The sequence below is a fragment of the Phenylobacterium sp. Root1290 genome (assembly GCF_001425305.1).
Classification (GTDB): domain Bacteria; phylum Pseudomonadota; class Alphaproteobacteria; order Caulobacterales; family Caulobacteraceae; genus Phenylobacterium.
This window is the reverse complement of the sequence record NZ_LMEE01000001.1, coordinates 797,625-823,901: the sequence shown is the minus strand read 5'-3', so window position 1 is coordinate 823,901 and position 26,277 is coordinate 797,625. Positions and strand designations below refer to the sequence as shown.

The following is a 26,277-nucleotide window of genomic DNA, read 5'->3' as shown; positions in this document are numbered from 1 at the left end:
CAGCCTAACCCAGGTTTGCGCTTCCGCCGGGTCAGGCGGTTCGGTCGCCCCGCGAGCGGCCCCGGTCGCAGGCGTCTCGCAGGCGGCGAGCCGGCGCCCTAGGCAGCCTCCAACGCAATCTGGAGGTCCTCATGCAGCGGTTTCTCGTGTTCGGCGCTCTGGCGTCGCTGTGTCTCGCCGCCCCGGCGGCGGCTGGCGCGCTCGACGGCGCCTGGACCCAGAAGTCGGACAGCCAGGAGCTGACGCTGGTTCCGAAGCTGAAGATCTCGCCCAGCATGTCGGCGACGGGCATGGTCATCGGCACGGCCGGCTACGGCGGCTCATCGACGACGACCACGCTGCAGAGCGAGTTCGTGCCGATGCGCACGCAGCGCGCCATGTCGCTGGTCATCCGGGCCGACGGCGGTTTCACCTGGACGATCGACAAGAGCCGGCCCGCCTCCACGCAAAAGCCTGACTGCAAGCTGTTGGTTCGGGAGGAGAAAACGGGCCGGATGCGTATCGACGGCGACAAGCTGGTTTTCGACGTCACCGGCGGCGCCCAGAGCTCACGCGACAGCTGCGACGCGGCCAAGACTTCGCGCGGCGCCAAGGCCCCGACCAGCGAATCCTACAGCTATCGGGTCGCCGGCGGGGCCCTGACCCTGAGCGGGCCCGGCGGCGTCAATTGGACTTTCAGCCGAGGTTGACGCGGGGAGAGCCGTTTACAGCCGCGCAAAACCCCGTCCTCATCTGGCCCAAGGCCAAGGGAGGCTTGCGCGGCGAATGTCGGATCAGGTGCTTGAGGGGCTGCAACGGCTGGCGCCGGAGCTGGCGGGCGAGGGGGCGGGCATCGAAGGCCTCCAGCGGCTCTCCGGCGGCGCCAGCATGGAGACCTGGGCCTTCGTCCTCGTCGGCCGGGACGCGCGCGAGGAGCTGATCCTGCGCCGCCGCACCGCACCGATGGCGCCGGAGGAGGGGCGTTCGGTCTCGCTGGCGACCGAAGCGGCCCTGATCACCGCGGCGCATGAGGTCGGCGCGCCCGTCGCTCCGCTGGTCCATCTAGCGCGCCCTGAGGACGGCCTTGGCGAGGCGCACATCACCCGCCGGGTGGCCGGCGAGACCTTGGGCCGCAAGATCGTCACCGATCCCCGGTTCGAGGCGGTGCGCCCAAGGCTGGCCCGGCAATGCGGCGAGATCCTCGCCCAGATCCATGCTGCGCCGCCGCCGCCGGGCCTGAAGACCGTCGACGCGCTGGAGGAGCTGGGCCGCTACGAAGAGGTCTATCGGAAGTCCGGGGCCGAGCGACCAATCCTTGAGCTGGCCTTCCAGCACTTGAAGAAGATCGCGCCGCCGCCGGCGCCGCCCGTGCTGCTGCATGGCGACTTCAGGAACGGCAACCTGATGATCGATCCCGAACAGGGCGTCGCCGCGGTCTTGGATTGGGAGCTCTCCCACATTGGCGATCCGGCCGAGGACCTTGGATGGATCTGCGTCAATTCCTGGCGGTTCGGACGGGCTGACCTGCCGGTCGGCGGCTTTGGCCGCTACCAGGACCTGCTGGACGGTTACGCCCAGGCCGGCGGCCGTGAGATCCCGCTGTCGCGGGTGCTCTACTGGCAGGCCCTCGGCTCGCTGAAGTGGGGCGTCATGTGCCTGATGATGTACGCCAGCTACGCCAACGGGGCCGAGAGCTCGGTTGAGCGCCCGATGATCGGCCGCCGGGTCTCGGAGACCGAGATCGACCTCGTCACGCTGTTGGAGAACGGCCTGTGATCGAACATCCGAAAGCCGAGGAACTGGTCGAGGCCGTCGCCCGCTGGATCGACAGCGTGCGGCCGCAGCTCGGTCCGCGCGACGCCTTCCTGGCGCGGGTGGCCTCCAACGCCCTGAGCGTCGTGCGGCGCGAACTGCAGCAGGGACCGGCCGCAGAGGCGGCCGCGGTCGCGCGGCTGTCGGCGATCCTTGGCCGTGAAGGAACCCTCGGCGACCTCAACGCCGATCTCTGCGCGCGCTTGCGGGCGGGAGAGATGGACGCCGCCACCCCCGGCCTGCTGGCGGCGCTGCGGGCAAACATCACCGAGCTGATCGCGATCGATCAGCCGAGCTATGCGCCGGAGCCGGGCTGAGCGGCGAAATCCTACCCTGGCGGAGGGGGGCGTTCGCAGATAGAGCGGCGTCATGTTGAGCCGCAATGACTGCCTGGACCTCGACGCCCGCGACCCTCTTGCTGCGCGGCGCGAGTTGTTCGACCTGCCGGACGGGGTGATCTACCTCGACGGCAACTCGCTGGGCGCGCTCCCCCGCAACGTCAGGCCCCGCCTGGAGGCGGCAGTTCAGGGCGAATGGGGACGTGACCTAATCAAGAGCTGGAACACCGCCGACTGGATCAATCTGCCTACGCGGGTGGGCGATCGGATCGCCTCGCTGATCGGCGCCGGGCGCGGTGAGGTGATCGCCGCCGACTCCACGTCAGTGAACCTCTTCAAGCTCGCCGCCGGGGCGTTGAAGCTGCGGCCCGGACGCAGGGTGATCGTCACCGAGCCGGGCAACTTCCCGACCGATCTCTACATTCTTCAGGGTCTGCGCGACTTTCTGGGCGACGTCGAACTGCGGGTGGTCGAGCCGGCGGGGCTGGAAGCGGCCTTGGACGAGACCGTCGCCCTGCTGCTGCTGACCCATGTCCACTACAAGACCGGGCGGGTGCACGACATGGCGGCCCTGACCGCCCGCGCGCATCAGGTCGGCGCGCTGGCCCTGTGGGACCTCAGTCACTCGGCCGGAGCCCTGGCGGTGGAGCTGAACGGCTGTGGCGCGGACCTCGCCGTCGGCTGCGGCTACAAGTACTTGAACGGCGGCCCTGGTGCGCCGGCATTCCTGTTTATCGCCAAGCACTTGCAGGCTAATTTTGAGACGCCGCTCACCGGCTGGATGGGGCATGTCGCCCCGTTCGCCTTCGGCGATGACTATCGACCGGCGCCGGGCGTGGTTCGGGGATTGTGCGGCACGCCCTCGGTGTTGGCCCTGACCGCGCTGGAGGCGGCGCTGGACGCATTCGACGGCGTCGACATGGCGCAGCTGCGCGCCAAGTCGATGCGGCTGGGCGATCAGTTCCTGGACCTGGTTCTTGAGCGTTGTGAAGGCTTTGGACTCGGATGCTCGCGCGACGCCGCCCAGCGTGGCAGCCAGGTGGCTCTCACGCACGACAGCGGCTACGCGATCATGCAGGCGCTGATCGCGCGCGGCGTGATCGGCGACTTCCGTGCGCCGGATGTCCTGCGGTTCGGCTTCACGCCGCTCTATGTGCGGCACGTCGACGTCTGGGACGCCGTCGACATCCTTTCCGACATCATGGCCCGCGGCGAGTGGCGGCAGGCCCGCTTTCACGAGGTCTCGGCGGTCACATGAGCGAGAAACTGCACACCCCGCCGGCGATGAGCTACGGCGACTATCTCGGCCTGGATACGCTGCTGGCTTCCCAGAAGCCGCGCTCGGACGAGCACGACGAGCTGCTGTTCATCATCATCCACCAGGCGTCGGAGCTGTGGCTGAAGCTGTCGCTGCACGAGCTCCAGGCGGCGCGCCGGCACATCCGCGCCGACGATCTGGGCCCGGCCTTCAAGATGATCGCCCGGGTCAGCCGCATTCAGGGGCAGCTCATCCAATCCTGGGACGTGCTCGGCACCATGACGCCCAGCGACTATCACGCCCTGCGCCCGCACCTGGGTCAGAGCTCGGGCTTCCAGTCCTTCCAGTACCGGATGCTGGAGTTCCTGATGGGCGCCAAGGACGCCTCGATGCTCCGCGTTCACGAGGGGACGGAAGTCCACGCTCCGCTGACCGGGGCGCTGGCCGAGCCCAGCCTCTACGACGAGGCGATCGCCCTGCTGGCGCGGCGCGGCTTCGACATTCCTGCCGAGGTGCTGGACCGCGACTGGCGCGAGCCGCATCGCGAGCATCCGGCGGTCGAGGCGGCCTGGATCGCCGTCTACCGCGATCCGGAGAAATACTGGGATCTCTATGAGTTGGCCGAAAAACTTGTCGACCTGGAGTTCCGCTTCCAGCAATGGCGCTTCGCCCACCTGAAGACGGTGGAGCGGATCATCGGCTTCAAGGGCGGAACCGGCGGCAGCGCCGGCGCGGCCTATCTGGCCAAGGCGCTCGAAGGCTCGTTCTTCCCCGAGCTCTTCAAGGTCCGGACGGCGCTCTAGGCTGGCGGGGCGGTCAGCGCCCGGCTGATCGCTTCGCCCAGGGCCCCGGCCAGCAGCGGCTTTTCCACGATGTCGACGCCCGCGGCGCGGGCGCGGCTGCGGACCTGCGCGGTCGGATGGGTGGTGATCAGCAGGGCCGGCAGGCGAACGGCCCGGCGGCGCAGAACCTCCACCAGCTCCAGGCCGTCCATCCCGGGCAGTTGAAGATCGACCACCAGGCAGCCGTCGGCCGGGAGCCGCGGGCAGGCCGCGAGGCTCTCGGCGTCAGGGAAGGTCTCGACCTGGTAGCCGTCGATCTCCAGGGCGAACTTCAGCGCCGTGCGCACGGCCGGATCGTCATCCACCAGGAAGAGTGGGGCTGGGCGCACGGCGGGTTCCATGGTCAGGCCGCGGCCTTCCAGGTCGGCTCGAGCTGAGCGTGCGGCGGGCATGGGGCGACCGGGATTTGCGGCAGGCCGACCATCTCGTTGGCGAAGCCGTGGTTCACATCGCGATGGTGGGCCTCGTCGGCTCGGACGACCAGGACGACGTCGCGCAGGGTGGCGGTGTCGGGCAGCCCCCAGTAGCGCTTGGCGATCTCGGGCGCCGGCACGTTGGGGCTGCGGCCCTCGTCGATTTCGGCGAGGTAGTGCGTGTAGCTGATCACCGCCTCTTCCTCGAAGTAGCCGACGACGCGGTGCGCGGTCTTGGCGGACACGAGGTAGAGCCCGAAGAAGAACAGGTAGAACACCCACTGCACAGCCACGACGACGAACCGTTCGAACAGGGTCGGCTTGCTGACCTCGATGAAGGTCATCAGGTGCATGCGCTCGTTCTCGGCCTCGTCCATCAGGGTCTTGATCCACCCTTTGTCGTCGCACATGCGGCGCAGGCACCTGAGGTGGGTGAGGGTGGCTCCCACCATTCCCGGGACCGCCGCGACCGTCTCCAGGACCACCGCGCGGTGGCCGTAGCGCTTGGCGAAGAAGGTGTCGGCGCAGAACCGCAGCAGCTTCACGAAACCAAAGGCGACGGCGTCGGACACGCCCTTGGGCTGGTGATGGACGCTGGTGTCGACAAGGGGGGTAGTCATGTTCGGGCTCCTGCTCCGATGATGCGAAACAGGTAGCCGCGTGGGCGTTTGCACAGAATCCGTGTCTTCCTCTTAAGGGGTATCCCGTAGCTTCCGGGCGCGCGCCGTTCGGATATTCGGCTATGCGTGGCAACAGGTTGAAGGAACGTCGGATCCTGCAGAACGGCTCGTCCAACGTATGGATCGGCGCAGCCGTCGCCATCCTGGCCACACTTGCAGGTGTTGCGGCGCATATGCTGCTGGCGCCGGTGGTTGGCGACCGTGTCGCCTTCCTGGTCTTCGTCCCGGCGGTGGTGCTGGCCTCGGCGCACTCCGGGCTCGTTCCGGGTGCGCTGGCGGCCATGCTGGGCGTCTGGTGCGGCCTCTTCCTGGCCCAGCGCCTTGGACCGATCAGCCACGCCGACTTCGCCAGCGCGATCGTCTTCGCCGGAGTCGCCGGCGCGATCGTGGTCGGCGGCGAATCCTTCCAGCGCTCGCGGCGGGAGGCGATCGCGGTCAACCGCGACCTCGCCGCGCGCGAGGCTCACCTGAGCTCCATCCTCGACACCGTGCCCGACGCGATGATCGTCATCGACGAGCAGGGGATCATGCAGTCCTTCTCCAGCGCCGCCGAGCAGATGTTCGGCTGGTCCGCGTCCGAGGCGATCGGGCGCAATGTCAGCCTGCTGATGCCCGCGCCGCACAGGGAGGCGCACGACGGCTATCTGGAGCGCTACTACCGCACGCACGAACGCCGGATCATCGGCCTCGGACGCGTCGTCGTCGGCCAGCGCAAGGACGGGGCGACGTTCCCTATGGAGCTGTCCGTCGGAGAGATGCGCACAGCCGACGGGCGCTTCTTCACCGGCTTCGTCCGGGACCTCACCGAGCGCGAACGGACCGAGGCGAGGCTTAAGGAACTGCAGTCCGAACTGGTCCACATCTCGCGCCTCACGGCCCTGGGCGAGATGGCCTCGGCCCTGGCGCATGAGCTGAACCAGCCGCTCTCGGCGATCGCCAACTATCTCCGCGGATCGGTTCGGCTGCTGGCCGCCGAGCCGGTTCCCACCGAGCGGCTGAGCGAGGCGCTAGACAAGGCGGGCGAGCAGACCCTGCGCGCGGGCCAGATCATCCGCCGGCTGCGGGATTTCGTCGCCCGCGGCGAAACCGAACGGCGGGTGGAGAGCCTGCCCAAGCTGATCGAGGAGGCCGGCGCCCTGGCCCTTGTCGGGGCCAAGGAACACGGGGTGCGCGTCTCATTCGACCTCGATCCCACGGTCAAGCACGTGCTCGCCGACAAGGTGCAGGTGCAGCAGGTGATCCTCAACCTCATCCGCAACGCCATCGACGCCATGGAGGAGTCGCCCCGGCGCGAGCTGCAGATCATCTCGCGCCCCGCCGAGGATCAGCAGGCGCTGGTGACGGTGTCGGACACCGGGCCGGGAATCAGCCCCGAAGTGGCCGAGCAGCTCTTCCAGCCTTTCATCACCACCAAGCGGCATGGCATGGGTGTCGGGCTGTCGATCTCGCGTACGATCGTCGAGGCGCACGGCGGCCGTATCTGGGTGGAGCCTACGCCCGGCGGCGGCGCCACCTTCCATTTCACGCTGCGCAGCGTTGCGGACGAGGAACTTGATGGCTGACGAGCTGGTGCATGTGATCGACGACGATCCGGCGGTCCGCGATTCCCTGGCCTTCCTTCTGGAGACCGCGAATCTGCAGGCGCGCACCTATGATTCGGCCATCGCCTTTCTCGAAGCGCTGCCCGAGGTGCGGAGCGGCTGCGTCGTGACCGATGTGCGCATGCCGGAAATGACCGGCATCGAGCTCGTGCGCCGGCTGAAGGCGCAGGGATTTCGGCTGCCGATCGTGATGATCACCGGGCACGCGGACGTGCCTCTGGCGGTCGAGGCGATGAAGGCGGGCGTCGCCGACTTCATCGAGAAGCCGTTCGACGACGAGGTGTTGCTGTCTGCGATCGGCGCGGCGCTGCGTGATGGCGAGAAGGACCGGCAGGGCGCTGCGGAGGCCAGCGAGATCGCGGCCCGGATCGCCACGCTGTCGGGACGCGAGCACGAGGTGCTGGGCGGTCTGGTGGCGGGCCACGCCAACAAGGTCATAGCCTACGACCTGGGGATCAGCCCGCGCACCGTCGAGATCTACCGCGCCAACGTCATGACCAAGATGAAGGCCGCCAGCCTCTCTGAGCTGGTGCGGATGGCCATGCTGGCTGAGCGGGGCTAGCCCTTTGGGGCCTTGGCGCCCGCCGAGCTCCAGATCGCGACGCCGCCCAGGGTCAGGGCGAAGGTCGAAAAGGCGATGATGACCAGCGCCAGGTACATGGTGTCGAACGGCATGGTGAGCTCCTCTCTGATGGAGCTCAAGGTGGCGCTAGCGAGCCCTCGGGAACATTCGTGAGTGCTCCTTAAGGGCTTCTACGGACCCGCCTAGATTGCGAACTCCACGCCCTGCGCCAGCGGCAGGTCCGAGCCGTAGTTCACGGTTTGGGTCTGGCGGCGCATGTAGGCCTTCCAGGCGTCGGAGCCGGATTCGCGTCCGCCGCCGGTCTCCTTCTCGCCGCCGAACGCGCCGCCGATCTCGGCCCCCGATGTGCCGAGGTTGACGTTGGCGATGCCGGTGTCGCTGCCCAGGGCCGACGTGAACAGTTCGGCCTCGCGCAGGTCGTTGGTGAAGATCGACGCCGACAGCCCCTGCGGGGCGGCGTTGTTGCGCGCGATCGCATCGGCCACGTCCGCATAGGGCATGACGTAGAGGATCGGCGCGAAGGTCTCGCTCATCACGTTGGCGTCCGGAGAGGCGAGCTCGACGATCGCCGGCTGGACGTAGAAGGCGTCGGGGTGGACGTCGGCCAGCACACGCTCGCCGCCGGTGACGACAGCGCCTTGGACCCGGGCCTCGTCGAGCGCGGCCTGCATGGCGTCGAACGCGGCGCGGTCGATCAGCGGCCCGACCAGGACGCCGTCATCGAAGGGATCGCCGATGCGCAGCGAGCCATAGGCGCGCTTCAGCCGCTCGGTCAGGTCGCCGTGCAGCGACTCGTGCACGAACAGGCGCCGCGTGGTGGTGCAGCGCTGTCCTGCGGTGCCCGCGGCGCCGAAGACGATGGCGCGCAGGGCGAGGTCGAGGTTGGCGCTCTGGGCGACGATCACGGCGTTGTTGCCGCCGAGCTCCAGGATCGCCTTGCCGAAGCGGGCGGCGACGCGCGGCGCGAGCTCGCGGCCCATGCGGGTCGATCCGGTGGCGCTGATCACGGCCAGGCGGCGATCGTCGGCCAGGGCCTGGCCGGCCGCGCGCTCGCCGATCACGACTTCCAGCAGACCCTCGGGCGCTTCGGGGAAGTCCTTCGTCGCCTGCGCGAACAGGGCCTGGCAGGCGAGGGCGGTCAGCGGGGTCTTCTCGGAGGGTTTCCAGACGACGCTGTCGCCGCAGACGATGGCCAGGGCCGCGTTCCAGGCCCAGACCGCGACGGGAAAGTTGAACGCGCTGATCACCCCGACCGGACCGGCCGGGTGCCAGGTCTCGGCCATGCGATGGCTGGGGCGTTCCGACGCGATGGTCAGGCCATAAAGCTGGCGCGAGAGGCCGACCGCGAAGTCGCAGATGTCGATCATCTCCTGGACCTCGCCGAGGCTTTCGCTCAGCACCTTGCCGCATTCGAGCGTGACCAACTGGGCCAGGTCGCGCTTGGCGGCGCGCAGCGTATCGCCGAAGCGGCGGATCAACTCGCCGCGGCGCGGGGCCGGAACCTGCCGCCAGGCCTCGAACGCGCGCGCCGAGCGCGCGATCTTGGCGTCGATTTCCGCAGGCGAGTCGCTCTTCAGCCGCGCCAGCACGGCCCCGTCGACCGGGCTGGCGACGGTGAGGTCGCCGCCGCTCTGGTCGCCCAGGAACGCCTGCAAAAACGCCGCACGGGCTGCCGGGCGAGCAATATCGACATTGGCGGGGAGAGGGGCGTAAAGGGCTTGCGACGCGCCGTTGGACATGAACTCGATGATCCGGGATATGGCGCGAACAGCGCCCCTGCTTGTCAGATTGCTTCTACATGCGGCGCGTGTCTTTGCAAATTGCAAATATTTTGACCAAATCGTCACGCATGGTCGATCACGCTTTTCCGTGATGGAAATTGCGGACTAGAACAGAAGGCGCGTGCGACGGCGCGCAAGAGCGACCAGCAGGAACACGGCCTTTGATGACGACTCTCTCCAAGCGCGAACAAGAGCTGCTGCAGCTTCTCCGCGAAGACGCGCGCAAGAGCGTGACCGACCTGGCCAAGGAGCTGGGCGTGAGTCGGCCGACCCTCCAGAACATGATGAAGAAGCTCGAGGAGGTGGCGATCAGCCGCTACACCGTCGAACTGCGGCCGACCTTCGCCAACGCCCCGATCCGCGCCTATGTGCTGCTGAACCGCGAACCGCGCCGGTCCGCAGAGATCCTCGACGTCATCATGAAGTTCCCAACCGTGCGCTACGTCTGCACGATCACCGGCGAATTCGACGTCATCGTCGAGCTCGAGGCCGGCCAGTACGAAGACCTGGAAGCGATTCTCCACGGTATCGAGCTGATCGACGGTGTCGTGCGCACCCAGACCTACATGGTCCTGTCCGAGAACTTTTCGCAGAAGGATCTGCCCTTCCTGCCCGCCAGCGTGGGGCAGCCTGTCGGCCGATAGCTTTCAGATTGGTAGTTCATTCCCTGCCAATCTTTACAATTCTGCATAAGTTGCTTGCCAAAATCGAAAGTCGCCATTCTAATATGTAAAGGAAGGCGGGGCTTTCAGCTTACAGATTGCCGTCGGCATCGCCTTTGACGGGACGCGTTTCGCGTCCCGCAGGGGAGGGGTGCGATGGCGACGCGACGGAGACTGCTGCAGGCTGCGCTGGCTGGCGCGACGCTCGCCTCCGCTCCGCGGGCTTTCGCCGGAGCCGACCCCGCCGTCGTGTTCGACGCCCTCGGCGAAATGCGCACGGTCTACACGCCAGAACTGGTCGAGCAGATCCTGGCCAGCGGCACCCGCGCTATCGCCGTGACCGTCACCGACCCCAAGGTCGAGGCCGCGAAGTCGCTGGCCCAGACCAACGCCGACATCGACGCCTATGATCGTTACTACGACGGCCGGCCGGCGCAGTTCATCCGGACCATCCGCGCCGCCGACGTCGACAAGGCCGCGGCCGAACGCAAGATCGCAGTCTTCTACAACCTCCAGAACTCGACGCCGGTCGAGGCCGATCCGGCCCAGATCGCGGTGCTGCGCGCCCGCGGCGTCACCAGCATTCAGCTGACCTACAACGACCTGAACCGCTCCGGCGCGGGCTGCTTCGTCGAAGAGGATCCGGGCCTGACGCCGTTCGGCCGTGAGATGGTCGCGCGCCTGGAGGCCGAGCGCGTCCTGATCGACCTCTCGCACGCGGGCATGAAGACCATGGCCGGCGCCGTCGAGGCCTCGAAGCGCCCCCTGATCGTGTCCCATACGGCCTGCAAGGCGCTGTGGGATCATCGCCGCAACACCACCGACGAGAACATGCGCGCCGTGGCCGCCAAGGGCGGGCTGGTCGGGATCACCCAGATCCGGACCTTCCTGACGCGCGAAAAGGCGAACAACCGCCACGTCTACTTCGACCACATCGACCATGCGGTGAAGGTCGCGGGCATCGACCACGTCTGCATCGGCAGCGATCGCGATCATCGCGTGATCCCCGATACGGCCGAGGAACTGCGCATCCTGCTGCACGAGGAAGGCTCGCAGATCTCGGCCGACGACTGGCCGCTGTACCTCGACGGCATGAACGGCCCGCGCCGCATGGACGTGGTGCGCGATGAGCTGCGCCAGCGCCGCTACAGCCAGGCGCAGATCGACAAGCTGATGGGTAACAACGTCCGCCGGCTCTACCGCGACGTGATCGGGTAGGCCGTCCCCCCGGGCGCATGTGTGTGATTATTTTGGGAGATTTTCGATGAGTGGTTTCAGGTTCGCCCTGGCGGGCGTTGCGGCTGCGGCGATGCTGGCCGGCGCCAGCGCGGCGTCCGCACAACCGGCCGACAGCTATCAGGGCAAGGACCTCTTCGGTCAGGCGCTCTACGCCAAGGGCCGCAACCCGGTGAATGTCGGTTCGGGCGATGACCTGCAGAAGGCGGCCGACGACGCCAAGGCCGCCTACCAGGCCGACATGACCGTCGACAGCGCCACCTGGTATGCGCGCCTGCTCGGCTATCAGGGCCTGCCCAAGGACGCCATCGACGTCCTGACCGTCGCGCTGAAGAAGTACCCGGATGCGCCGAAGCTGCTGCGCCACCGCGCTCACCGCTACTTCAGCATCCGCGAGTTCGACAAGTCGATCGAGGACGGCCTGCGCGCGGCCAAGCTCTATGAGAACAAGCCGCTCGAGCGCGAGAAGCTCGGCCCGTTCCCGGCCAGCCCTGACGTGGTGCAGTTCTACACCTACTACCACCTGGGCCAGGCCTATTTCGCCAAGCACGACTTCGACAACGCCGCCAAGTGGTTCCGCCGCGCCGGCGAGATCGGCGAGGGCACCGGCGGTCCGCCGGATGTCACCGCTTCGCTGTACTGGGAGTACCTGTCCCTGGCTCGCGGCACGCACTACGCCGAGGCCAAGGAGCTTCTGAAGAACTACGATATCGACCTGTACGACCTGCGGGACAATCCCGAGGGCAACAACTACTTCGACGGCATTCAGCTGTTCAAGAAGCTACGTGACCCGCTCGACTTCTACTCCGAGCGCGACACCGGCAAGGCCTTCAGCAACTCGGACGGCATCAAGTCCTCCACCAGCTACAGCCTGGCCCAGTACTACATCCTTCGCGCCGAATACGACAAAGCCAAGCCGCACCTGCGCAAGGCCATGGAAATTTCGACCTGGTCGTTCTTCGCGCGCATCCAGGCCGAGGCCGATTGGGTCCTGCTGTTCGGCAACGAGAAGCCCTAAGGGCGCCGGCCGCCGGGGCGGCCAACAACAGATAAAAAATGACGGGGATTAGTCAGATGCAGAACTATGGGCGTAGCGCCTTCTTGAAATGCGGCGTCGCCGCCATCGCCATCATGGCGGCGGCGACGCCGGCCATGGCCCAGGACGCGGTCGAGGAAGTGGTCGTGACCGGCTCGCGGATCGCGCGCCAGGACCTGGTCAGCTCCAGCCCGGTCACCACGGTGTCGGGCGAGGACATCAAGGTGGTCGGTTCGGCCAGCGTCGAAGAGTACCTCAACACGCTGCCGCAGCTGGTCGCCGGCGCGACCAAGTCGACCAACGTCACGGGCCAGGCCGACGCCACCGCCAACCTCAACCTGCGCGGCCTGGGCGCCAAGCGGACCCTGGTGCTGGTCAACGGCAAGCGGTTCATGGCCTCGAACCAGCAGGGCATCGTCGACGTCAACAACATCCCGGCCTCGCTGGTCGAGCGGGTGGAAGTCGTCACCGGCGGCGCCTCGGCGGTCTATGGCTCGGACGCCATGGCCGGTGTCGTGAACTTCATCCTGAAGGACAAGTTCGACGGCCTGCAGGTCGAGGGCCAGTACGGCATCTCCGGCCAGGGCGACGCCCAGGATTGGTCCACGTCGCTGACGTTCGGCGCCTCGGGCGACCGCGCCAGCGTGATGATGTACATCAACTACGAGGACCGCTCGGCCCTGCGCGGCAACGAGCGCGAGCTGTCGCGCTATTCGACGATCGACTCCAACGGCGTCTTCGTGCGCAGCGGCACCGCCGGCCGCGTCGGCGGCACGCTGATCGGCGTCCCGACGCCGAACGGCGCGGGCGGCTTCACCAACCGTGACTATGCTCTGGACAACCTGATCCCGCGTCCGTTCATCACGGCGACGGACACCAACTACGAGCTTCAGCAGGACTACGCGATCCAGATCCCGCTGCAGCGGACCAACGTCTACGGCCGCGGCACCTACGACTTCACCGACTCGATCCAGGGCTACCTGGAGTTCGGCTTCAACAACGTGAAGTCCAGCGCGATCCTGGCGCGCACCGCACCGAACATCCGCGAGACCACCAACGTCCCGGGCCTGCCGTACAACGCCTCGTTCGTCAGCCCGCAGATGGCGGCTCTGCTGGCCGCGCGCTCCAACCCGACGGCCCCGTTCGCCCTGCGCTTCGAAGCGCCGAGCCAGTTCCCGAAGCGTGAAATCGCCTTCGCCCGCGACATGTACCGGGTTCTGGGCGGCTTCGAAGGCAACCTCGGCGACTGGAAGTGGGACGCCAGCTACAGCTACAGCCACCTGGCGACCACCGAGGTCCAGAAGGGCGACATCTCGCGCCGCACCTTCGTCGAAGCCTCGACCCCCAGCATCACCGATCCGACCCGCTGCGCCAGCGGCAATCCGCGCTGCGTGCTGGTCACGAACCTGACCGACTGGTCGCCGGCTCTCGTCGACTTCCTGCGTGTCGACAACCTTTCGACGACCGAGCTCACCGAGAAGATCCTGCAGGCCAACATCTCCGGCTCGCCGTTCTCGCTGCCGGCCGGAGACGTGGGCGTTGCGTTCGGCGCCGAGCACCGCTCGGTCTCCAGCAACGACAACCCCGCGCCGGTTCTGCTCGACTTCGCCTCGGCGGGCTTTGGCGAACGCAACGCCACGGCTGGTGAATACGACGTCACCGAATTCTACGGCGAAGCCGTGGTTCCGCTGCTGGCCGACATGCCGGGCGTCGAGTACCTCGGCCTCGAACTGGCCGCCCGCTACTCAGACTACTCCACCGCGGGCAAGGTCGAGACCTACAAGGCCGGCGGCGAATGGCGGATCAACAGCGACGTTCGCCTGCGCGCCCTCTACCAGCGTGCGGCCCGCGCCCCGAACATCGCCGAACTGTTCGGCGGCATGATCAACACCTATCCGGCGATGATCGACCCGTGCTCGCGCACGGCGAACCCGACCGGTCAGGTGGCGGCGCTCTGCATCGCGCAAGGCGTCCCGGCTGCGGCCATCGGCTCGTACCAGCAGAACGGCGCGGCGATCGAGGCGCGCCTGGTCTCGAACCAGAACCTGCAGGTGGAAACCTCGGACACCGTCACCATCGGCGCGGTCTGGACCCCCAGCTTCCTGCCGGGCTTCAACCTCACGCTCGATTACTTCGACATCAAGATCGATGACGCGATCGAGCGCCTGGGCGGCGGCCCGCAGGGGACGCTTGCTTCCTGCTTCGCCAGCAACAACGTCAACAGCGAGTTCTGCCGGACCTTCACCCGCTCGCGCTCGACCTACGAGATCATCGACTGGGGCGTGCCGCTCGCCAACGTCGCGAGCCTGCAGACCTCGGGCCTCGACATCGCCGCCAACTACGGCTGGACGATGGACAACTGGGGCATCGGCGGCGATCCGGCTCGACTGCGCGCCTCGTTGTTCGTGACCTGGGTGGACAAGAACACCTTCCAGGCCAACGCGACGGCTCCGGTCGTCGACCGCGTCGGCACCGTCGGCGGCGACACCCCGGCGATCCCGGAATGGCGTTGGACCGGCCAGCTCAACTATGCGAGCTCGGGCCTGGAACTGTCGTGGCAGACCGAGTTCCTGTCCTCGGTGAAGGACCGCAAGTACGCCAATGCGATCCTCGCGGGTGCGGCCAATCCGAAGGCCGGCATCGCCGCGCCGGAAGTCGACGCCTACTTTTACCACAACATCCGCGCGGCCTATTCCTTCGACCGCTACACGGTTTCCGGCGGCATCCGGAACCTGTTCGACAAGGAAGCCCCGCGGCTCTCCTCGCCGATCGAGGGCAACACCGATCCGAACACCTACGACGTGATCGGCCGCTACTTCTTCGTCGGCGTGCAGGCGAAGTTCTAAGCCCACAAGAACCATCGGTGCGGTCCCGCTGCCTGGGATCGCACCGACTGGCGGCAGCCCCCCCGGCCGCCCCTGGAGCGACCGGCGCACCCCACGCGCCGGTCGCTTTACTTTTGGCTGTTGCGAATAATCTTAGTGATCGCTAGGTAAAATCCAAGCGAGCGCTAGGGAGCGGGCGATTTGGGCAGGCGTCTTCTCATCGGACTGGACAGCGGCGGGGCCAAGACGGCGGCCGTGCTCTGCGACGAGGTGGGGCGAGTGCTGGCGCGCGCCCGCGACCGTGGGGCGGCGATCATCGGCGCCCCCAACGCGCGTTTCTTCGATGTGGTTGGCGGGGTGCTGGAGCGGCTCTGCAGTGAGGCCGGTGTTGCTCTGGCCGATGTCGAGCGTGTCGCGGTCGGCCTCAGCGGCGTGGATTATCCGGACGAGCAGGCCGAGCAGCACGCGCTCATCGCCGCGCGGTTCGAGCTGCAAGGGCGGCTGCAGTTGGTCAACGACGGGCTCGTGGCGCTGTGGGGCGTTTCGCCGTCCCGGCGGGTCGCGCTGATGCAGCACGGTAGCGGGATCACCACGGCCTATCGCCGCGACTACGGCGGCGAGGCGATCTTCGACAGCCTCGACATCGCCGAAGCCTATGACATTCGCCGCGCGGCCTTTGCGCTGACAGCGCGGATGATCGACGGCCGCGCCGCTCCGACGACGCTGGTGGATCGGGTCCTGGCGCATTGCGGCGTGTCGGGCGCGGGCTTCGCCGAGTGGGCGTTCCGCCATCCGCGTGCGGCGCGGACCAAGCGCTTCAACATTGCACCCGTCGTGTTCCAGGCCTGGGCCGACGGCGACGCTGCTGCGCTCGAGATGATCGACGCCGCGGCCGCCGACTACGTGCTCGCCATGGCCGCCATGGGCCGGCGGATTGGACCCGAGCCGTTCGAGGCGGCGTTCGGGGGCGGCGTCATCGCCCAGGGCGGCGCCGCTTTCCAGGCGCTGATCGGCGAGCGGCTGGCGCGGGACGTCCCCAACGCGACCCTCGCGCCCATCGCACTGCCGCCCGAGCAGGGGGCGGTGCTGCTCGCGGCCCATGCCGGCGGGCTCGATCCGGAACATATGTTCGCAAATCTCGTCGCCGTGGAGAGCACATCATGAAGTCCGTGGTCCTGTGCATCGTCGGCGCCGGAGGCAGCTACACGCCCGAGATCGTCGAGGGCGTCCTGGAGCGGGAAGGCCTCACCGTCGCCGAGATCAGCTTGACCGACAGCGATCCGGATCGGCTCGCGGTCATGGCCGGGTTGGCGCGCCGGATGATCGCCGCCAGGGGCGCGAAGATCGCCGTGCGCGAGAGCGCCGATCTCGCCAAGGCCGCTGCCGGGGCGGACTTCGTCGTCACCCAAATTCGGGTGGGGGGCATGGCCGCCCGCCAGCTCGATGAGACCATCCCGCTTCGCTATGGGGTGATCGGGCAGGAGACGACCGGCCCCGGCGGCATGTTCAAGGCGCTGCGCACCATCCCGGTGATGATCGAAATCGCCCGCACGATCGCGCGGGTCGCGCCGGGCGCCTTCATCCTCAACTACACCAATCCCAGCGGCATCGTGACCGAGGCGGTGCTGAACCACACCGACGCCAAGCTGCTTGGCCTCTGTTCCTCGATCCCGTTGCTCCAGCACCGTCTGCGCCGCATCCTGGCCCCGGTGTTCGGCGAGGTGCAGATCGCCAGCGTCGGTCTCAACCATCTGGGCTTCATTCACCAGATCACCGCGGGCGACGAGGACGTCACGGCCAGGGCCATCGCTCATCTCGCCGGCAGTTACACCGCCAATGACGCCCTGTTCGCCTCGGCGCTGAAGATCGCCCCGCTACTGGGCGCGATCCCGGTGGAGAAGTACGGCGACCTCTACTTCCATCGCCGCGCTGAGTTCGAAGCCATGGTCTTGGCCGAACGCACCCGCGCTCAGGCGGTGATGGACATCGAGGCCGAGGTGCTGACGCAGGCCGCCGATCCGGCGGTATCCGCCAAGCCGCCCGCGCTGATCCGGCGGGGCGGGGAGGGGTACAGCGGCGTCACCTTCGACACCCTGGACGCCATTCTCAACGATCGCGGCGCGAAGATCGTCATGAGCGCGCTGAACAAGGGCGCGGTCGCCGGGCTGCCCGACGATGTGGCGGTCGAGACCGTCTGTCATGTCGACGCCGCCGGCGCGCGGACCCTGCCGGTCGGCGCGATCCCCTTGGCCTACCGGGGGCTGGTTCAGGCCGTAAAGGCGCATGAGACCCTGACGGTGAAGGCGGCGATCACCCGCAGCCGCGATGTGGCGCTGCAGGCGCTGCTGGCCCATCCTCTGGTGGGCGATATCGACATCGCCGAGCCGATGCTGGACGATCTGCTGGCGGCCCACGGCTTGGCCTATGAGTGAGGGGGAAGCGATGAGCCTCGTCGAACGCCTGGGCTACGGGGCGCAGGACCGTCTTCTGATCGTCAACTGCGACGATGTGGGCTCCAGCCACGCAGCCAATCTCGCCTGTCTGGAGGCGATGACCTCGGGCCTGGCCACCAGCGGCACCTTGATGGTCCCCTGCGCCTGGGCTCGCGAGGCCGTCGATATGTTCGCGGGGCTGGATCTTGGGGTCCATCTGACCCTGACCGCGGAGTATCCCGGCTATCGCTGGCGCTCGCTGACAGGCGGAGCCTCTCTGCACGACGCCGACGGCTTCATGCCGGCCAGTGTCGCCGAGGTCTCTGCCCGCGCCACGCCGGCCGACGTCCGCGCCGAGTGCCGTGCCCAGATCGAGCAGGCCCTGGCCTGGGGCGTCGACGTCACCCACCTGGATTCGCACATGGGGACCAACCAGATCGATCCGCGCTACTTCGAGATCTATCTTGAACTCGCCACGGAATTCGACCTGCCGCTGCGTATGCTGGGCCCAGGCCTCGAGGCGCGGCTCGGCTTTGCAGGCAGGGACCAAGCCGCCGCCGCAGGCCTCGTCTTCAACGACGAATTCGTCTCGCAGTGGGGACGATCGACCGACGACCTGCTGCGCTCGGCCCTTCCGAAGCTAGGCCCGGGCGTGGCGGAGGTGAACCTGCATCCGGTCGTGGACGGTCCCGAACTGCGCGGCTACGACAAGAAGGAGCCGGACATACGGGTCGGCGACTATGCCGTGGCCATGGACCGCGACATGGCCGGGTTTGTCGCTGAGCAGGGCTTCAAGCCGATCAGCTTCCGCCCCCTTCGGGACCTCCAGCGCGCCGCGTCTTGAGCCCGGGGCGGCGGCTGTGCGAGATGACGTGAATGACCCCAGCACCTGCCCCCGTCAGAGCCCCAGGAACGCGCCAGCAACGGGGACGGGAACGCCGGGCCGCTGTGCTTGAAGCCGCGCGGCGGCTGTTTTCCAGCCAAGGGTTCAAGGGGTCCAGCCTGGCGGCGATCGCCCAGGAGGCCGGGATCACCGACGCCGGCCTGCTCTACCATTTCCCCACCAAGAACGATCTGTTGCTGGCGGTGATCGCCGAGGGCGACCGCGAGCAGGACGAGGCGCTGGCCAAGGTGCGCGACGTCCAGGGCCTGCCGCTGCTCAGGCGCATGGCGGAGTTCGGCGTGGATCTGGAGGCGGACCCCATCCTGACCGCGCTCGACGTGACCCTGTCGGCCGAGAACCTGTCCGGCGGCTCTGACATCAACGCCTACTTCGTGGGCCGATATGAGCGCTTTCGCGACATGCTCGCCCAGGCCTTCGAGGAGGCCCGCCGGGCTGGCGACCTGGTCGGGGCGTTCGATCCCGCGGTCGAGGCGGCCAACATGACCGCCGTGCTGGACGGCCTGCGCCTGCAATGGCTGCTCAGCGACGGCGCGGTGTCGATGGCCGACGGCATGCGAGCCTATGTCGACGGCGTCATAGCCCGCCTGTCGCCGCGTCCCTAGCCTCGTCAGGTCGACTGCGTGTTGTCGGGCAGGCCGAGAATGCGCTTCGAGATGATGTTGTTCTGGATCTCGGCCGAGCCGCCGTAGATCGACATGGCCTTGCCGCCGAGCCAACTGCGCACGCTCTCGATCTCGTCCTTGGTGAAGGCCTCGCCCTCCCAGCCCAGGCCCTGGTGTCCCATGATCTCCAGCGTCAGCTCGGCGCGGGTCTGGGCGACGTTGGTGGCCGAGTTCTTCAGCACCGAGGCGGCGTTGGTCGCGCCCGATGCGCCCTTGGACTCGGCCGCGACGCGGGCCAGCGTCAGGCGATGGATCTGGGCGTCCATCAGGTGATGCGTCAAGCGGGTGCGCAAGTCGGTGTCGGCGATGCGGCCATCGGCGTCGACCTCGACATAGCGCTTGGCGATCTCATGCATCGGCGTCGAGCGTGGGCCGTTGGCGGCCCCGGTCTGGCTCGCTCGCTCGTGCTGCAGCAGCCGCTTGCCGACAGTCCAGCCGACGTTCAACTCGCCGAGCACGGCGTTCTTCTCGGCGCGGGCGTCGTTGAAGAAGGTCTCGCAGAACGGCGAGGCGCCGGCGATCAGCGCGATGGGCCGCGTGTCGATCGCATCCTGCTTCATGTCGATCAGCATGAAGGTGATGCCGTCATGCTTCTTGGCCTTGGAGTCGGTCCGCACCAGGCAGCCGCACCAGTGCGAGTATTGCGCGCCGGAGGTCCAGGTCTTCTGGCCCGTGATCACCCAGTGGTCGCCCGCATCGACGGCCTTGGTCTGCAGCGAGGCCAGGTCGGACCCGGCGTTCGGCTCGGAATAGCCGACGCACCAGCGGACCTCGCCGCGAACGATCGGCGGGATGTGTTTGCGCTTCTGCTCTTCGGTCCCGTAGTCGAGGATCGTCGGGCCGATCATCGTCACGCCCATGCCGAAGGTCAGCGGGTTGAAGGCGCCGATCCTGGCCATCTCCTGCTGCAGGACGCGCGCCTGCTGGCCGCTGAGGCCGCCGCCGCCGTATTCGGCGGGCCAGGTCGGGGTGCCCCAGCCTTTTTCGCCCATGCGGTTCATCCACAGCAGGACGTCGCCCTGCGGCGGCTCGCCTTCCATGAGCGCGGAGGCGATTCCCGGCTTGCCGCGCAGCGAGGCGGGGAAGTTTTCCTCCAGCCAGGCGCGGGCTTGCGCACGGAAGTCCTCGAGTCCCAGGTCGCTTCCGAAATCCGCCATGTCCATTCCTCCGCTCGTTGCGGACAAACTATTGGCTGGGGCTCGCGCCGCAAGGCGCCCGTCGCGTAAGCCTGCGCGGTTTCTTGACCGCGCAGGCCCTCCGACCGTCTCCCTAGGCGAGCTTTCGCACCTTCGGCTCCCGGTCCCACTGACGCGTGCGTGCAGGCGGCACGAACGCGTCCGCGCCGCCGCCGAGATCGACGACGCCGGCATCGGCGACAACACCGGCCTTGTCCAGCAGGGGCTGGGCTTCCTGGCTGAAGCCGATCGCCTTGAGATGAACGAAGGCGTTGTGCGCAAAGTCGATCGCCGCGCTCTCGGTCAGCAGATCGGCGCAGCCTTCCTCGGAGACCACGATCCCGACCGCGTCGAACAGCACGGACGGCGTGCCCGCGAGCTGGCCATCCACTGCCAGGGTCTTGTCGTCCTTAAGCTGAACCCCGCCGATCTTGGGCGCGATGATCTTCACGCTGGCCCCGTCGGCCTCAGCCGCCTTGCGCAGCGCGGCGACGATCGAACCATCTGCGCCGTCGGTGACGAGAATACCGACCGCGCGTCCCTTCAGGCTGTCAGGGTACTTGCCGACGATCCTCAGCGCCGGCGAGGGCTTCATGTCCTGCGGTTCGGCCGCCGGCTTGGAGGGCGGCGGAAGCGCAACGTTCAGGCCCTCGGCCACCCGCGCGGCTAGGTCGCCGTCGACGTTCTGCAGGTTGGCCAGAATGCGCGTGCGCACATGCTCCACTACGCACTTCGAGAGCTCGAACACCAATGCGCTGGCCAGGTGGGCCTGCTCGATCTTGGTCTGCGAGCGATAGAACAGCCGCGCTTGCGAGTAGTGGTCTGCGAAACTCTCGGCTCGCAGCCGCACCTTCGTTCCTTCCGTGGCGATCGGCGCGGTCCGGAAGCCGCCCTGCGGGTCTTCTCGCGGACCGCCTTCCTCGCCGGCGAGGGCGAGGCTGTTGGGCTCGTAGTTCGCGCGTCCCTTGAACACCTGGGTCTGCATGTGGCCGTCGCGCTGCATGTTCTGGAACGGGCAGCCCTTGGCCTGATTGATCGGCAGCTGGTGGAAGTTCACGCTCCCCAGCCGCGAGAGCTGGGTGTCCTGATAGGAAAACAGCCGGCCCTGCAGCAGCGGGTCTTCGGAAAAGTCGATGCCCGGCGGGATATTGGTCGGCAGGAAAGCCGCCTGCTCGGTCTCGGCGAAGAAGTTGTCCGGGTTGCGGTTCAACACCATGCGGCCGACCACCTTGATCGGATGCAGCTCCTCGGGGATCAACTTGGTCGCGTCGAGGATGTCGAAGGGCAGGGCGTCTGCGTCGGCCTGGCTCAGCAGCTGGACGCCGAACTCCCACTCCGGAAACGCGCCATCGGCGATCGCTTCATAGAGGTCGCGGCGGTGGTAGTCGGGATCGGCGCCGGCGATCTTCACCGCTTCGTCCCAGCAGGTCGATTGCGTTCCCAGGGCAGGACGCCAGTGGAATTTGACGAAGGTCGGCTCGTCCTTGTCGTTCAACAGCCTGAAGGTGTTGACGCCGAAACCTTCCATCATCCGCAGGCTGCGTGGGATGGCGCGATCCGACATCGCCCACATGACCATGTGGGTGCTCTCCGGCATCAGGCCGATGAAGTCCCAGAAAGTGTCGTGCGCGCTGGCCGCCTGCGGGTATCCGCGGTCGGCCTCCATCTTCACGGCGTGGATCAGGTCGGGGAACTTGATGGCGTCCTGGATGAAGAACACCGGGATGTTGTTGCCCACGAGGTCCCAGTTGCCCTCGACCGTGTAGAACTTCACGGCGAAGCCACGCACGTCGCGGGGCGTATCGACCGAACCGCCGCCGCCGGCCACCGTCGAGAACCGGGTGAAGACCTCGGTTCGCTTGCCGACCTCGGTCAGGATCTTGGCTCGCGTGTACTTGCTCAGCGACTCCGTCAGCTCGAAATAGCCGTGCGCGGCCGAGCCGCGGGCGTGGACGATCCGCTCGGGGATTCGTTCGTGGTCGAAGTGCTGGATCTTCTCGCGAAGAACGAAGTCCTCAAGCAGCGAGGGGCCGCGCGGCCCCGCCTTCAACGAGTTCTGGTCGTCACTGACGGGGACGCCATGATTGGTGGTGATGCGCGTCTCTGGGGTCGATGCGGTCTGGTGCGTCTCGCCGCCGAGGCCGACTGACGAGTCGGCGGACGACGGCTGGCTCTCACGCTTGGGCATGGTGCGCTCCTGCTTTCGGGGAGAGGGGTGTGCACTCTCCAACGCGGGCCTGCCGAAATGGTCGCCTGGAGGCTCCAGATAGCGCCGGTACGCTGGCGCTTACGCCAAAGTGATCGGTCCTGTCGGGCTTGTGAGTTCGGTTGCCGGAGCGCGCGGGTCATACGCGGCTCCCTCGATAGACATTCGAGGCGGGGGCAAAGACGGGAGTAGAACTATGACGATGGACACGGGAATCGCGGTGGTCCGCGAGCAGGCCTACCTGGATCTCTGCCGGGCCTATGATGGCTTGCTCGAACCCGAAGCGCCCATGGCCTCGGAGCGCGTGCGCGGTGAACTCGCCGCCTATGCGCGGATCCTCGATCTGGACGTGGGCGAGGCCGACGCGCCGGAAATCTGGCGCAGGGTGCGCCCGCTCATCGCCCGGGAGTTCGGCGCCGAAGCCGAGCGCCTGGCGTCAACCGCGCCCATCGGCCTGGCGCCGAAGGTCTACCTCCCATCGACCGGCCGCCGGCACGATGAGTTCAAGCGCCGCCAGGAGCCGCTTTCGCTGCTCGTGGTCGAAGACGACCCCGATCTGGGACCGGCGATGGTCGAGGCGCTGACCGAGGCCGGGCACCGCGTCGTGGCGCACGCCATCGGCGCCGAGGTGGCGATCAGCCAGGCGGCGCTGCACGCCATCGACCTGGCGATCATCGACGTAGAGCTGGCTGAGCAGTCGAGCGGCGCTGAGCTTGCTCGGGTTCTCTTCGAGCGCTGGGGGACCCCGGCGCTGTTCATTTCCGGGAGCCACAACGAGCATCTGGTGACTCAGGAGCTGGCGGTCGGCTTCCTTGGCAAGCCCTTCAAGGCCGCCGAACTGCTGGCCGCGATCACGCTGGCGACGCCGCTGCTGGGGCGAAATCGGGAGGGCGGCTAGGCCCCTGATTCTTCCATTGATCTAGCTCGCAGAGCGGTCGTTCTGCGCATCGAGGTCGATCTGCCTGCGTTCGGCGTGGCGCGCGCGGCGATTGAGCCGGTTCAGCCGCAGGAAGACAAACAGGCCGAGCAGGAAACCGCAGCCCATCAGGATGGCGAGCAGCAAAAGGTGGTCTCGCAGGCGCCAGCCGTAGAAGCCGCCGATGACCGCATCGGCGGCGAGCAGCAGTCCGGCGCCCGTCGCCCCGGCCATCACGGCGCCCCCGGTTGGGCGCGGCGCGTACTTTTCCGCGCGGTCCGCGGCCAGATCGTTTCTTCGCTTTTCTTCCATGGTCCAGGGTAGCACGGCGCGGCGGCCGGAGGGCGAATGACTCAGGCCGCATTGCGCGCAATCGCCATCGCGGGCCGCGCTGCGCAACGGCTCGGGTAGCGAGCCGGCTGGCTCGCCACATCGCTAACTATCTGGAAAATTTGGAGGCCTGACCGAGAATCGAACTCGGGTGCACGGATTTGCAGTCCGCTGCGTCACCACTCCGCCATCAGGCCGCCGCCGGCCGGAGCCGGGGAGGGCGGATCGCTAACAGAACCGACCGCTCGCTGCAATCCTCTCTCATGGCCCGATTGCCTTCATGTCGGGGGCGGACCTATAAGCGCGCCTAGTTTCGTATCCCGCGTCTGCCCCCGTCGAGGAATCATGGCCGCCGATTTCGCCGCCGCCCGGCTCAACATGGTCGAGAGCCAAGTTCGCACCAACGACGTGACCGACGTGCGCTTGCACGACGTCATGCGCGCCTTTCCGCGGGAGTCCCTGATCCCGGCCGACAAGGCCTTTCAGGCCTATGCCGACGTCGACGCTGAATACGCGCCGGGCCGCTACCTGCTGCGTCCGCGGGAAGTGTCCAAGATGCTCCAGGCGGCCAAGCCGGTGGAGGGCGAGCGCGTCCTGGCCATCGCCGCGCCGTACGCAGCAGCGGTTCTGGAAGCCATTGGTCTGAACGTGACACGCTTCGACGCCGACGACCTGAAGGCGCCTCCCGGCGGTCAGTTCGACCTGATCGTGGTCGAAGGCGCGGTGAGCCAGGCCCCTACGACTTGGCTCGACGCCCTGGCCCCCGGCGGCCGGCTTCTGGTCATCGAACGGAACGGACCCACCGGCCAAGCTGTTTACTATGTCCGCGGCGACGACGGCTTTGGTCGGCGGACGCTGTTCGACGCCATGGCTCCTGTTCTGCCTGGCTTCGAGCCTAAGGCGGGCTTTGCGTTCTAGGTCGAGGCTATCCTCGCGTGCAGATGGCGCACGTGAAACATGTCCGAAACCTTGGGGTGAAAAAAGCTTAAGGTCGCGCCCACTAGTCCGGCGCTGAATAGCCGGTCATATAGGACCCGGTCTCACTACGCCGTTTCGGGGATAACCATGTTCAATAGTCGTCGCGGAGGTTTGTTGGCCGCGGTCTACAGCGCAGGACTTGCGCTCGCGATCGCGTCGCCGGCGTCCGCCGAAACCCTGGCCGAGGCTATCGCACTCGCTTACGATTCCAACCCGACCTTGCAGGCGCAGCGCGCCACGCAGCGGGCCCTCGACGAGAACTGGGTGCAGGCGCGGTCCGGCTATCGCCCGCAGGCTTCTATCACTGGCGGCGTGGCCTACGCCGATCTCCGCACCCCCGGCCAGGGCGACTTCGTCGACACCAACGGCGATGGCGTGCGCGACACGCTGGTCGCCGGCCGCCGCGACGACAACAGCGCCACCGCGACCCTGCAACTGAGCCAGCCGCTCTATACGGGCGGCCGCGTCGCCGCCGCCGTGAACGCCGCCGAGGCCGATATCCTGTCTGGGCGCGAGCAACTGCGCCGCACCGAAGCGTCGGTGGTGCAGTCTGTTATCCAGGCCTACGCCGACACGCGGCGCGACCAGGAAGGGCTGCGCATCCGCGAAGAGAACGTCCGCGTCCTCCAGCGCCAGCTCGACGAGTCCAAGGCGCGATTCGACGTGGGTGAGATCACCCGCACCGACGTCGCCCAGTCTGAGGCCCGTTTGGCCGCGGCCGACGCCCAACTTTCCCAGGCGCAGGCGCAGTTGGCCTCCAGCCGCGCCGTCTACGCCGCGGTGGTGGGCCAGAACCCGGGCGACCTCGCCGCCGAGCCGCCGCTGGCCGATCTGCTGCCGGCGGACGTCGCCCAGGCCTACGAAGCGGCCGAGATCAACAATCCGCAGATCCGGCAGGCGCAGTACGCCGAGCAAGCCAGCCGCGCGCGTTTGGCCGCGGCCAGGGCCGAGCGCATGCCGAACCTCGGCCTCACCGGGTCGGTGGGCTACAGCGGCCAAGCCGATCCCTGGTCCGGCTCTGATTCATCGCGCGCCGTGCGGGCAGGGGCCACACTGACGGTGCCGCTGTTCACTGGCGGCCTGGTTTCGTCGCGCGTCCGCGCCTCGATGGAGCGCAACAACGCCGACCGTATCGGCGTCGAAGTCGCGCGCCGCGCGGTGATGCAAGGCCTTACTCAGTCGTGGAACCAGCATCTGGCCAGCCGCGCCAACATCACCTCCACCGAGCAGCAGGTGAAGGCGGCTCGAATCGCCGCCGAAGGCACCAAGCAAGAGCAACAGGTCGGCCTGCGTACGACCCTCGACGTGTTGAACGCCGAGCAGGAACTGCGGAACGCCGAACTGTCTCAGGTCAGCGCGCGCCGCGACGAGTTCGTCGCCACCTCGCTGGTCCTCGCGCAGATGGGCCGCCTGGAAGCGCCGATGCTCGACGCCGGCGTCACCCGCTACGATCCGACCACCAACTTCAACAAGAACCGCATCACCTGGGGCTGGGTGCCGTGGGAAGAGCCGATCGCGATCGTGGACGGGGTTTTCACCCCCAAGACTGTCGAGAAGCCGACCACCGCTCAGCCGCCCGCCGCCCCGAAATAGGGTTAAAGATTTTCGGGCGCCGTTCGCCTGAGAGG

At 67.6% G+C, this 26,277-nt stretch carries 24 protein-coding genes and 1 tRNA gene; 18 read left to right on the top strand and 7 right to left on the bottom strand.

Features of this window, described 5'->3' with window-relative positions:
- Nucleotides 1-131 precede the first annotated feature (131 nt).
- The 5 genes from ASC79_RS03980 (at nt 132) to kynA (ending at nt 4,190) form a co-directional block, all read left to right on the top strand.
- Nucleotides 132-689: a hypothetical protein gene (locus ASC79_RS03980; RefSeq protein WP_056020000.1), complete on the top strand. Its 558-nt coding sequence runs from the start codon at nt 132-134 to the stop codon at nt 687-689.
- 76 nt (nt 690-765) lie between these two features.
- Nucleotides 766-1,755, top strand: a complete 990-nt coding sequence (locus tag ASC79_RS03975) for a phosphotransferase family protein (protein WP_056019996.1) — start codon at nt 766-768, stop codon at nt 1,753-1,755.
- Nucleotides 1,752-2,108: a DUF6285 domain-containing protein gene (locus ASC79_RS03970; RefSeq protein WP_056019993.1), complete on the top strand. Its 357-nt coding sequence runs from the start codon at nt 1,752-1,754 to the stop codon at nt 2,106-2,108. The genes ASC79_RS03975 and ASC79_RS03970 overlap by 4 nt, the downstream gene beginning before the upstream one ends.
- 52 nt (nt 2,109-2,160) lie before the next feature.
- On the top strand, nt 2,161-3,387 hold the full coding sequence (gene kynU / locus ASC79_RS03965) for a kynureninase (RefSeq protein ID WP_056019990.1): 1,227 nt from the start codon (nt 2,161-2,163) through the stop codon (nt 3,385-3,387).
- A complete protein-coding gene (kynA, locus tag ASC79_RS03960; RefSeq protein WP_056019987.1) occupies nt 3,384-4,190 on the top strand; it encodes a tryptophan 2,3-dioxygenase in 807 nt (268 codons plus the stop codon). The genes kynU and kynA overlap by 4 nt, the downstream gene beginning before the upstream one ends.
- On the opposite strand, the gene ASC79_RS03955 is transcribed toward kynA, so the two are convergent.
- Together ASC79_RS03955 and ASC79_RS03950 are read right to left on the bottom strand one after the other, a co-directional pair.
- Complete coding sequence (locus tag ASC79_RS03955) at nt 4,187-4,558, bottom strand: response regulator transcription factor (protein ID WP_200937074.1); 372 nt, start codon at nt 4,556-4,558, stop codon at nt 4,187-4,189. The genes kynA and ASC79_RS03955 overlap by 4 nt on opposite strands.
- 14 nt (nt 4,559-4,572) lie before the next feature.
- Nucleotides 4,573-5,262: an alternative oxidase gene (locus ASC79_RS03950; RefSeq protein ID WP_056019982.1), complete on the bottom strand. Its 690-nt coding sequence runs from the start codon at nt 5,260-5,262 to the stop codon at nt 4,573-4,575.
- A 122-nt stretch (nt 5,263-5,384) separates the two neighbouring features.
- On the opposite strand from ASC79_RS03950, the gene ASC79_RS03945 reads away from it, so the two are divergent.
- Together ASC79_RS03945 and fixJ are read left to right on the top strand one after the other, a co-directional pair.
- A complete protein-coding gene (locus tag ASC79_RS03945; protein WP_082531921.1) occupies nt 5,385-6,884 on the top strand; it encodes a PAS domain S-box protein in 1,500 nt (499 codons plus the stop codon).
- Nucleotides 6,877-7,485, top strand: coding sequence for a response regulator FixJ (gene fixJ, locus ASC79_RS03940; RefSeq protein WP_200937073.1), 609 nt, complete (start codon nt 6,877-6,879; stop codon nt 7,483-7,485). The genes ASC79_RS03945 and fixJ overlap by 8 nt, the downstream gene beginning before the upstream one ends.
- Before the next feature lie 203 nt (nt 7,486-7,688).
- Here fixJ and ASC79_RS03935 read toward each other — a convergent pair whose 3' ends face one another.
- Nucleotides 7,689-9,245 carry an aldehyde dehydrogenase family protein gene (locus tag ASC79_RS03935; protein ID WP_082531920.1) on the bottom strand — a complete coding sequence of 519 codons (1,557 nt, stop codon included), beginning with the start codon at nt 9,243-9,245 and terminating at the stop codon, nt 7,689-7,691.
- Between the two features lie 206 nt (nt 9,246-9,451).
- On the opposite strand from ASC79_RS03935, the gene ASC79_RS03930 reads away from it, so the two are divergent.
- The 8 genes from ASC79_RS03930 to ASC79_RS03895 all read left to right on the top strand — a co-directional run bounded on the left by ASC79_RS03930 (nt 9,452) and on the right by ASC79_RS03895 (nt 18,984).
- Entirely contained in the window at nt 9,452-9,931 is a 480-nt protein-coding gene (locus tag ASC79_RS03930) for an Lrp/AsnC family transcriptional regulator (RefSeq protein ID WP_056019971.1), read from the top strand.
- Between the two features lie 174 nt (nt 9,932-10,105).
- The gene (locus tag ASC79_RS03925; protein ID WP_056019969.1) at nt 10,106-11,167 is read left to right on the top strand and encodes a dipeptidase; all 1,062 of its coding nucleotides are present in this window, start codon (nt 10,106-10,108) and stop codon (nt 11,165-11,167) included.
- 46 nt (nt 11,168-11,213) lie between these two features.
- On the top strand, nt 11,214-12,203 hold the full coding sequence (locus ASC79_RS03920; protein ID WP_056019966.1) for a lipopolysaccharide assembly protein LapB: 990 nt from the start codon (nt 11,214-11,216) through the stop codon (nt 12,201-12,203).
- A gap of 38 nt (nt 12,204-12,241) precedes the next feature.
- Nucleotides 12,242-15,067 carry a TonB-dependent receptor domain-containing protein gene (locus ASC79_RS03915; protein WP_082531919.1) on the top strand — a complete coding sequence of 942 codons (2,826 nt, stop codon included), beginning with the start codon at nt 12,242-12,244 and terminating at the stop codon, nt 15,065-15,067.
- A 180-nt stretch (nt 15,068-15,247) separates the two neighbouring features.
- The gene (locus ASC79_RS03910) at nt 15,248-16,210 is read left to right on the top strand and encodes a BadF/BadG/BcrA/BcrD ATPase family protein (protein WP_056019960.1); all 963 of its coding nucleotides are present in this window, start codon (nt 15,248-15,250) and stop codon (nt 16,208-16,210) included.
- Nucleotides 16,207-17,478 (top strand): hypothetical protein, encoded by a 1,272-nt coding sequence (locus tag ASC79_RS03905; protein WP_056019957.1) that lies wholly within the window; start codon nt 16,207-16,209, stop codon nt 17,476-17,478. Before ASC79_RS03910 ends, ASC79_RS03905 begins: the two co-directional genes overlap by 4 nt.
- 10 nt (nt 17,479-17,488) lie before the next feature.
- The gene (locus ASC79_RS03900; protein WP_056019954.1) at nt 17,489-18,322 is read left to right on the top strand and encodes a ChbG/HpnK family deacetylase; all 834 of its coding nucleotides are present in this window, start codon (nt 17,489-17,491) and stop codon (nt 18,320-18,322) included.
- A 104-nt stretch (nt 18,323-18,426) separates the two neighbouring features.
- Nucleotides 18,427-18,984, top strand: coding sequence for a TetR/AcrR family transcriptional regulator (locus ASC79_RS03895; protein WP_056019951.1), 558 nt, complete (start codon nt 18,427-18,429; stop codon nt 18,982-18,984).
- A gap of 5 nt (nt 18,985-18,989) precedes the next feature.
- Here ASC79_RS03895 and ASC79_RS03890 read toward each other — a convergent pair whose 3' ends face one another.
- Complete coding sequence (locus ASC79_RS03890; RefSeq protein WP_082532030.1) at nt 18,990-20,201, bottom strand: acyl-CoA dehydrogenase family protein; 1,212 nt, start codon at nt 20,199-20,201, stop codon at nt 18,990-18,992.
- A 112-nt stretch (nt 20,202-20,313) separates the two neighbouring features.
- On the bottom strand, nt 20,314-22,407 hold the full coding sequence (locus tag ASC79_RS03885; RefSeq protein WP_056019945.1) for a catalase: 2,094 nt from the start codon (nt 22,405-22,407) through the stop codon (nt 20,314-20,316).
- A gap of 214 nt (nt 22,408-22,621) precedes the next feature.
- Here ASC79_RS03885 and ASC79_RS03880 point away from each other — a divergent pair, with 214 nt between their 5' ends.
- Nucleotides 22,622-23,323: a response regulator gene (locus ASC79_RS03880; protein WP_056019943.1), complete on the top strand. Its 702-nt coding sequence runs from the start codon at nt 22,622-22,624 to the stop codon at nt 23,321-23,323.
- A 21-nt stretch (nt 23,324-23,344) separates the two neighbouring features.
- On the opposite strand, the gene ASC79_RS03875 is transcribed toward ASC79_RS03880, so the two are convergent.
- Nucleotides 23,345-23,740 carry a hypothetical protein gene (locus ASC79_RS03875; protein WP_056019939.1) on the bottom strand — a complete coding sequence of 132 codons (396 nt, stop codon included), beginning with the start codon at nt 23,738-23,740 and terminating at the stop codon, nt 23,345-23,347.
- Nucleotides 23,741-23,794: 54 nt separating this feature from the next.
- Nucleotides 23,795-23,868, bottom strand: a tRNA-Cys gene (locus ASC79_RS03870).
- 148 nt (nt 23,869-24,016) lie between these two features.
- On the opposite strand from ASC79_RS03870, the gene ASC79_RS03865 reads away from it, so the two are divergent.
- Both ASC79_RS03865 and ASC79_RS03860 read left to right on the top strand, forming a co-directional pair.
- Complete coding sequence (locus ASC79_RS03865) at nt 24,017-24,589, top strand: protein-L-isoaspartate O-methyltransferase (RefSeq protein ID WP_056019936.1); 573 nt, start codon at nt 24,017-24,019, stop codon at nt 24,587-24,589.
- Between the two features lie 174 nt (nt 24,590-24,763).
- Nucleotides 24,764-26,242, top strand: coding sequence for a TolC family outer membrane protein (locus tag ASC79_RS03860; RefSeq protein ID WP_235528735.1), 1,479 nt, complete (start codon nt 24,764-24,766; stop codon nt 26,240-26,242).
- The last annotated feature ends 35 nt before the right edge of the window (nt 26,243-26,277 follow it).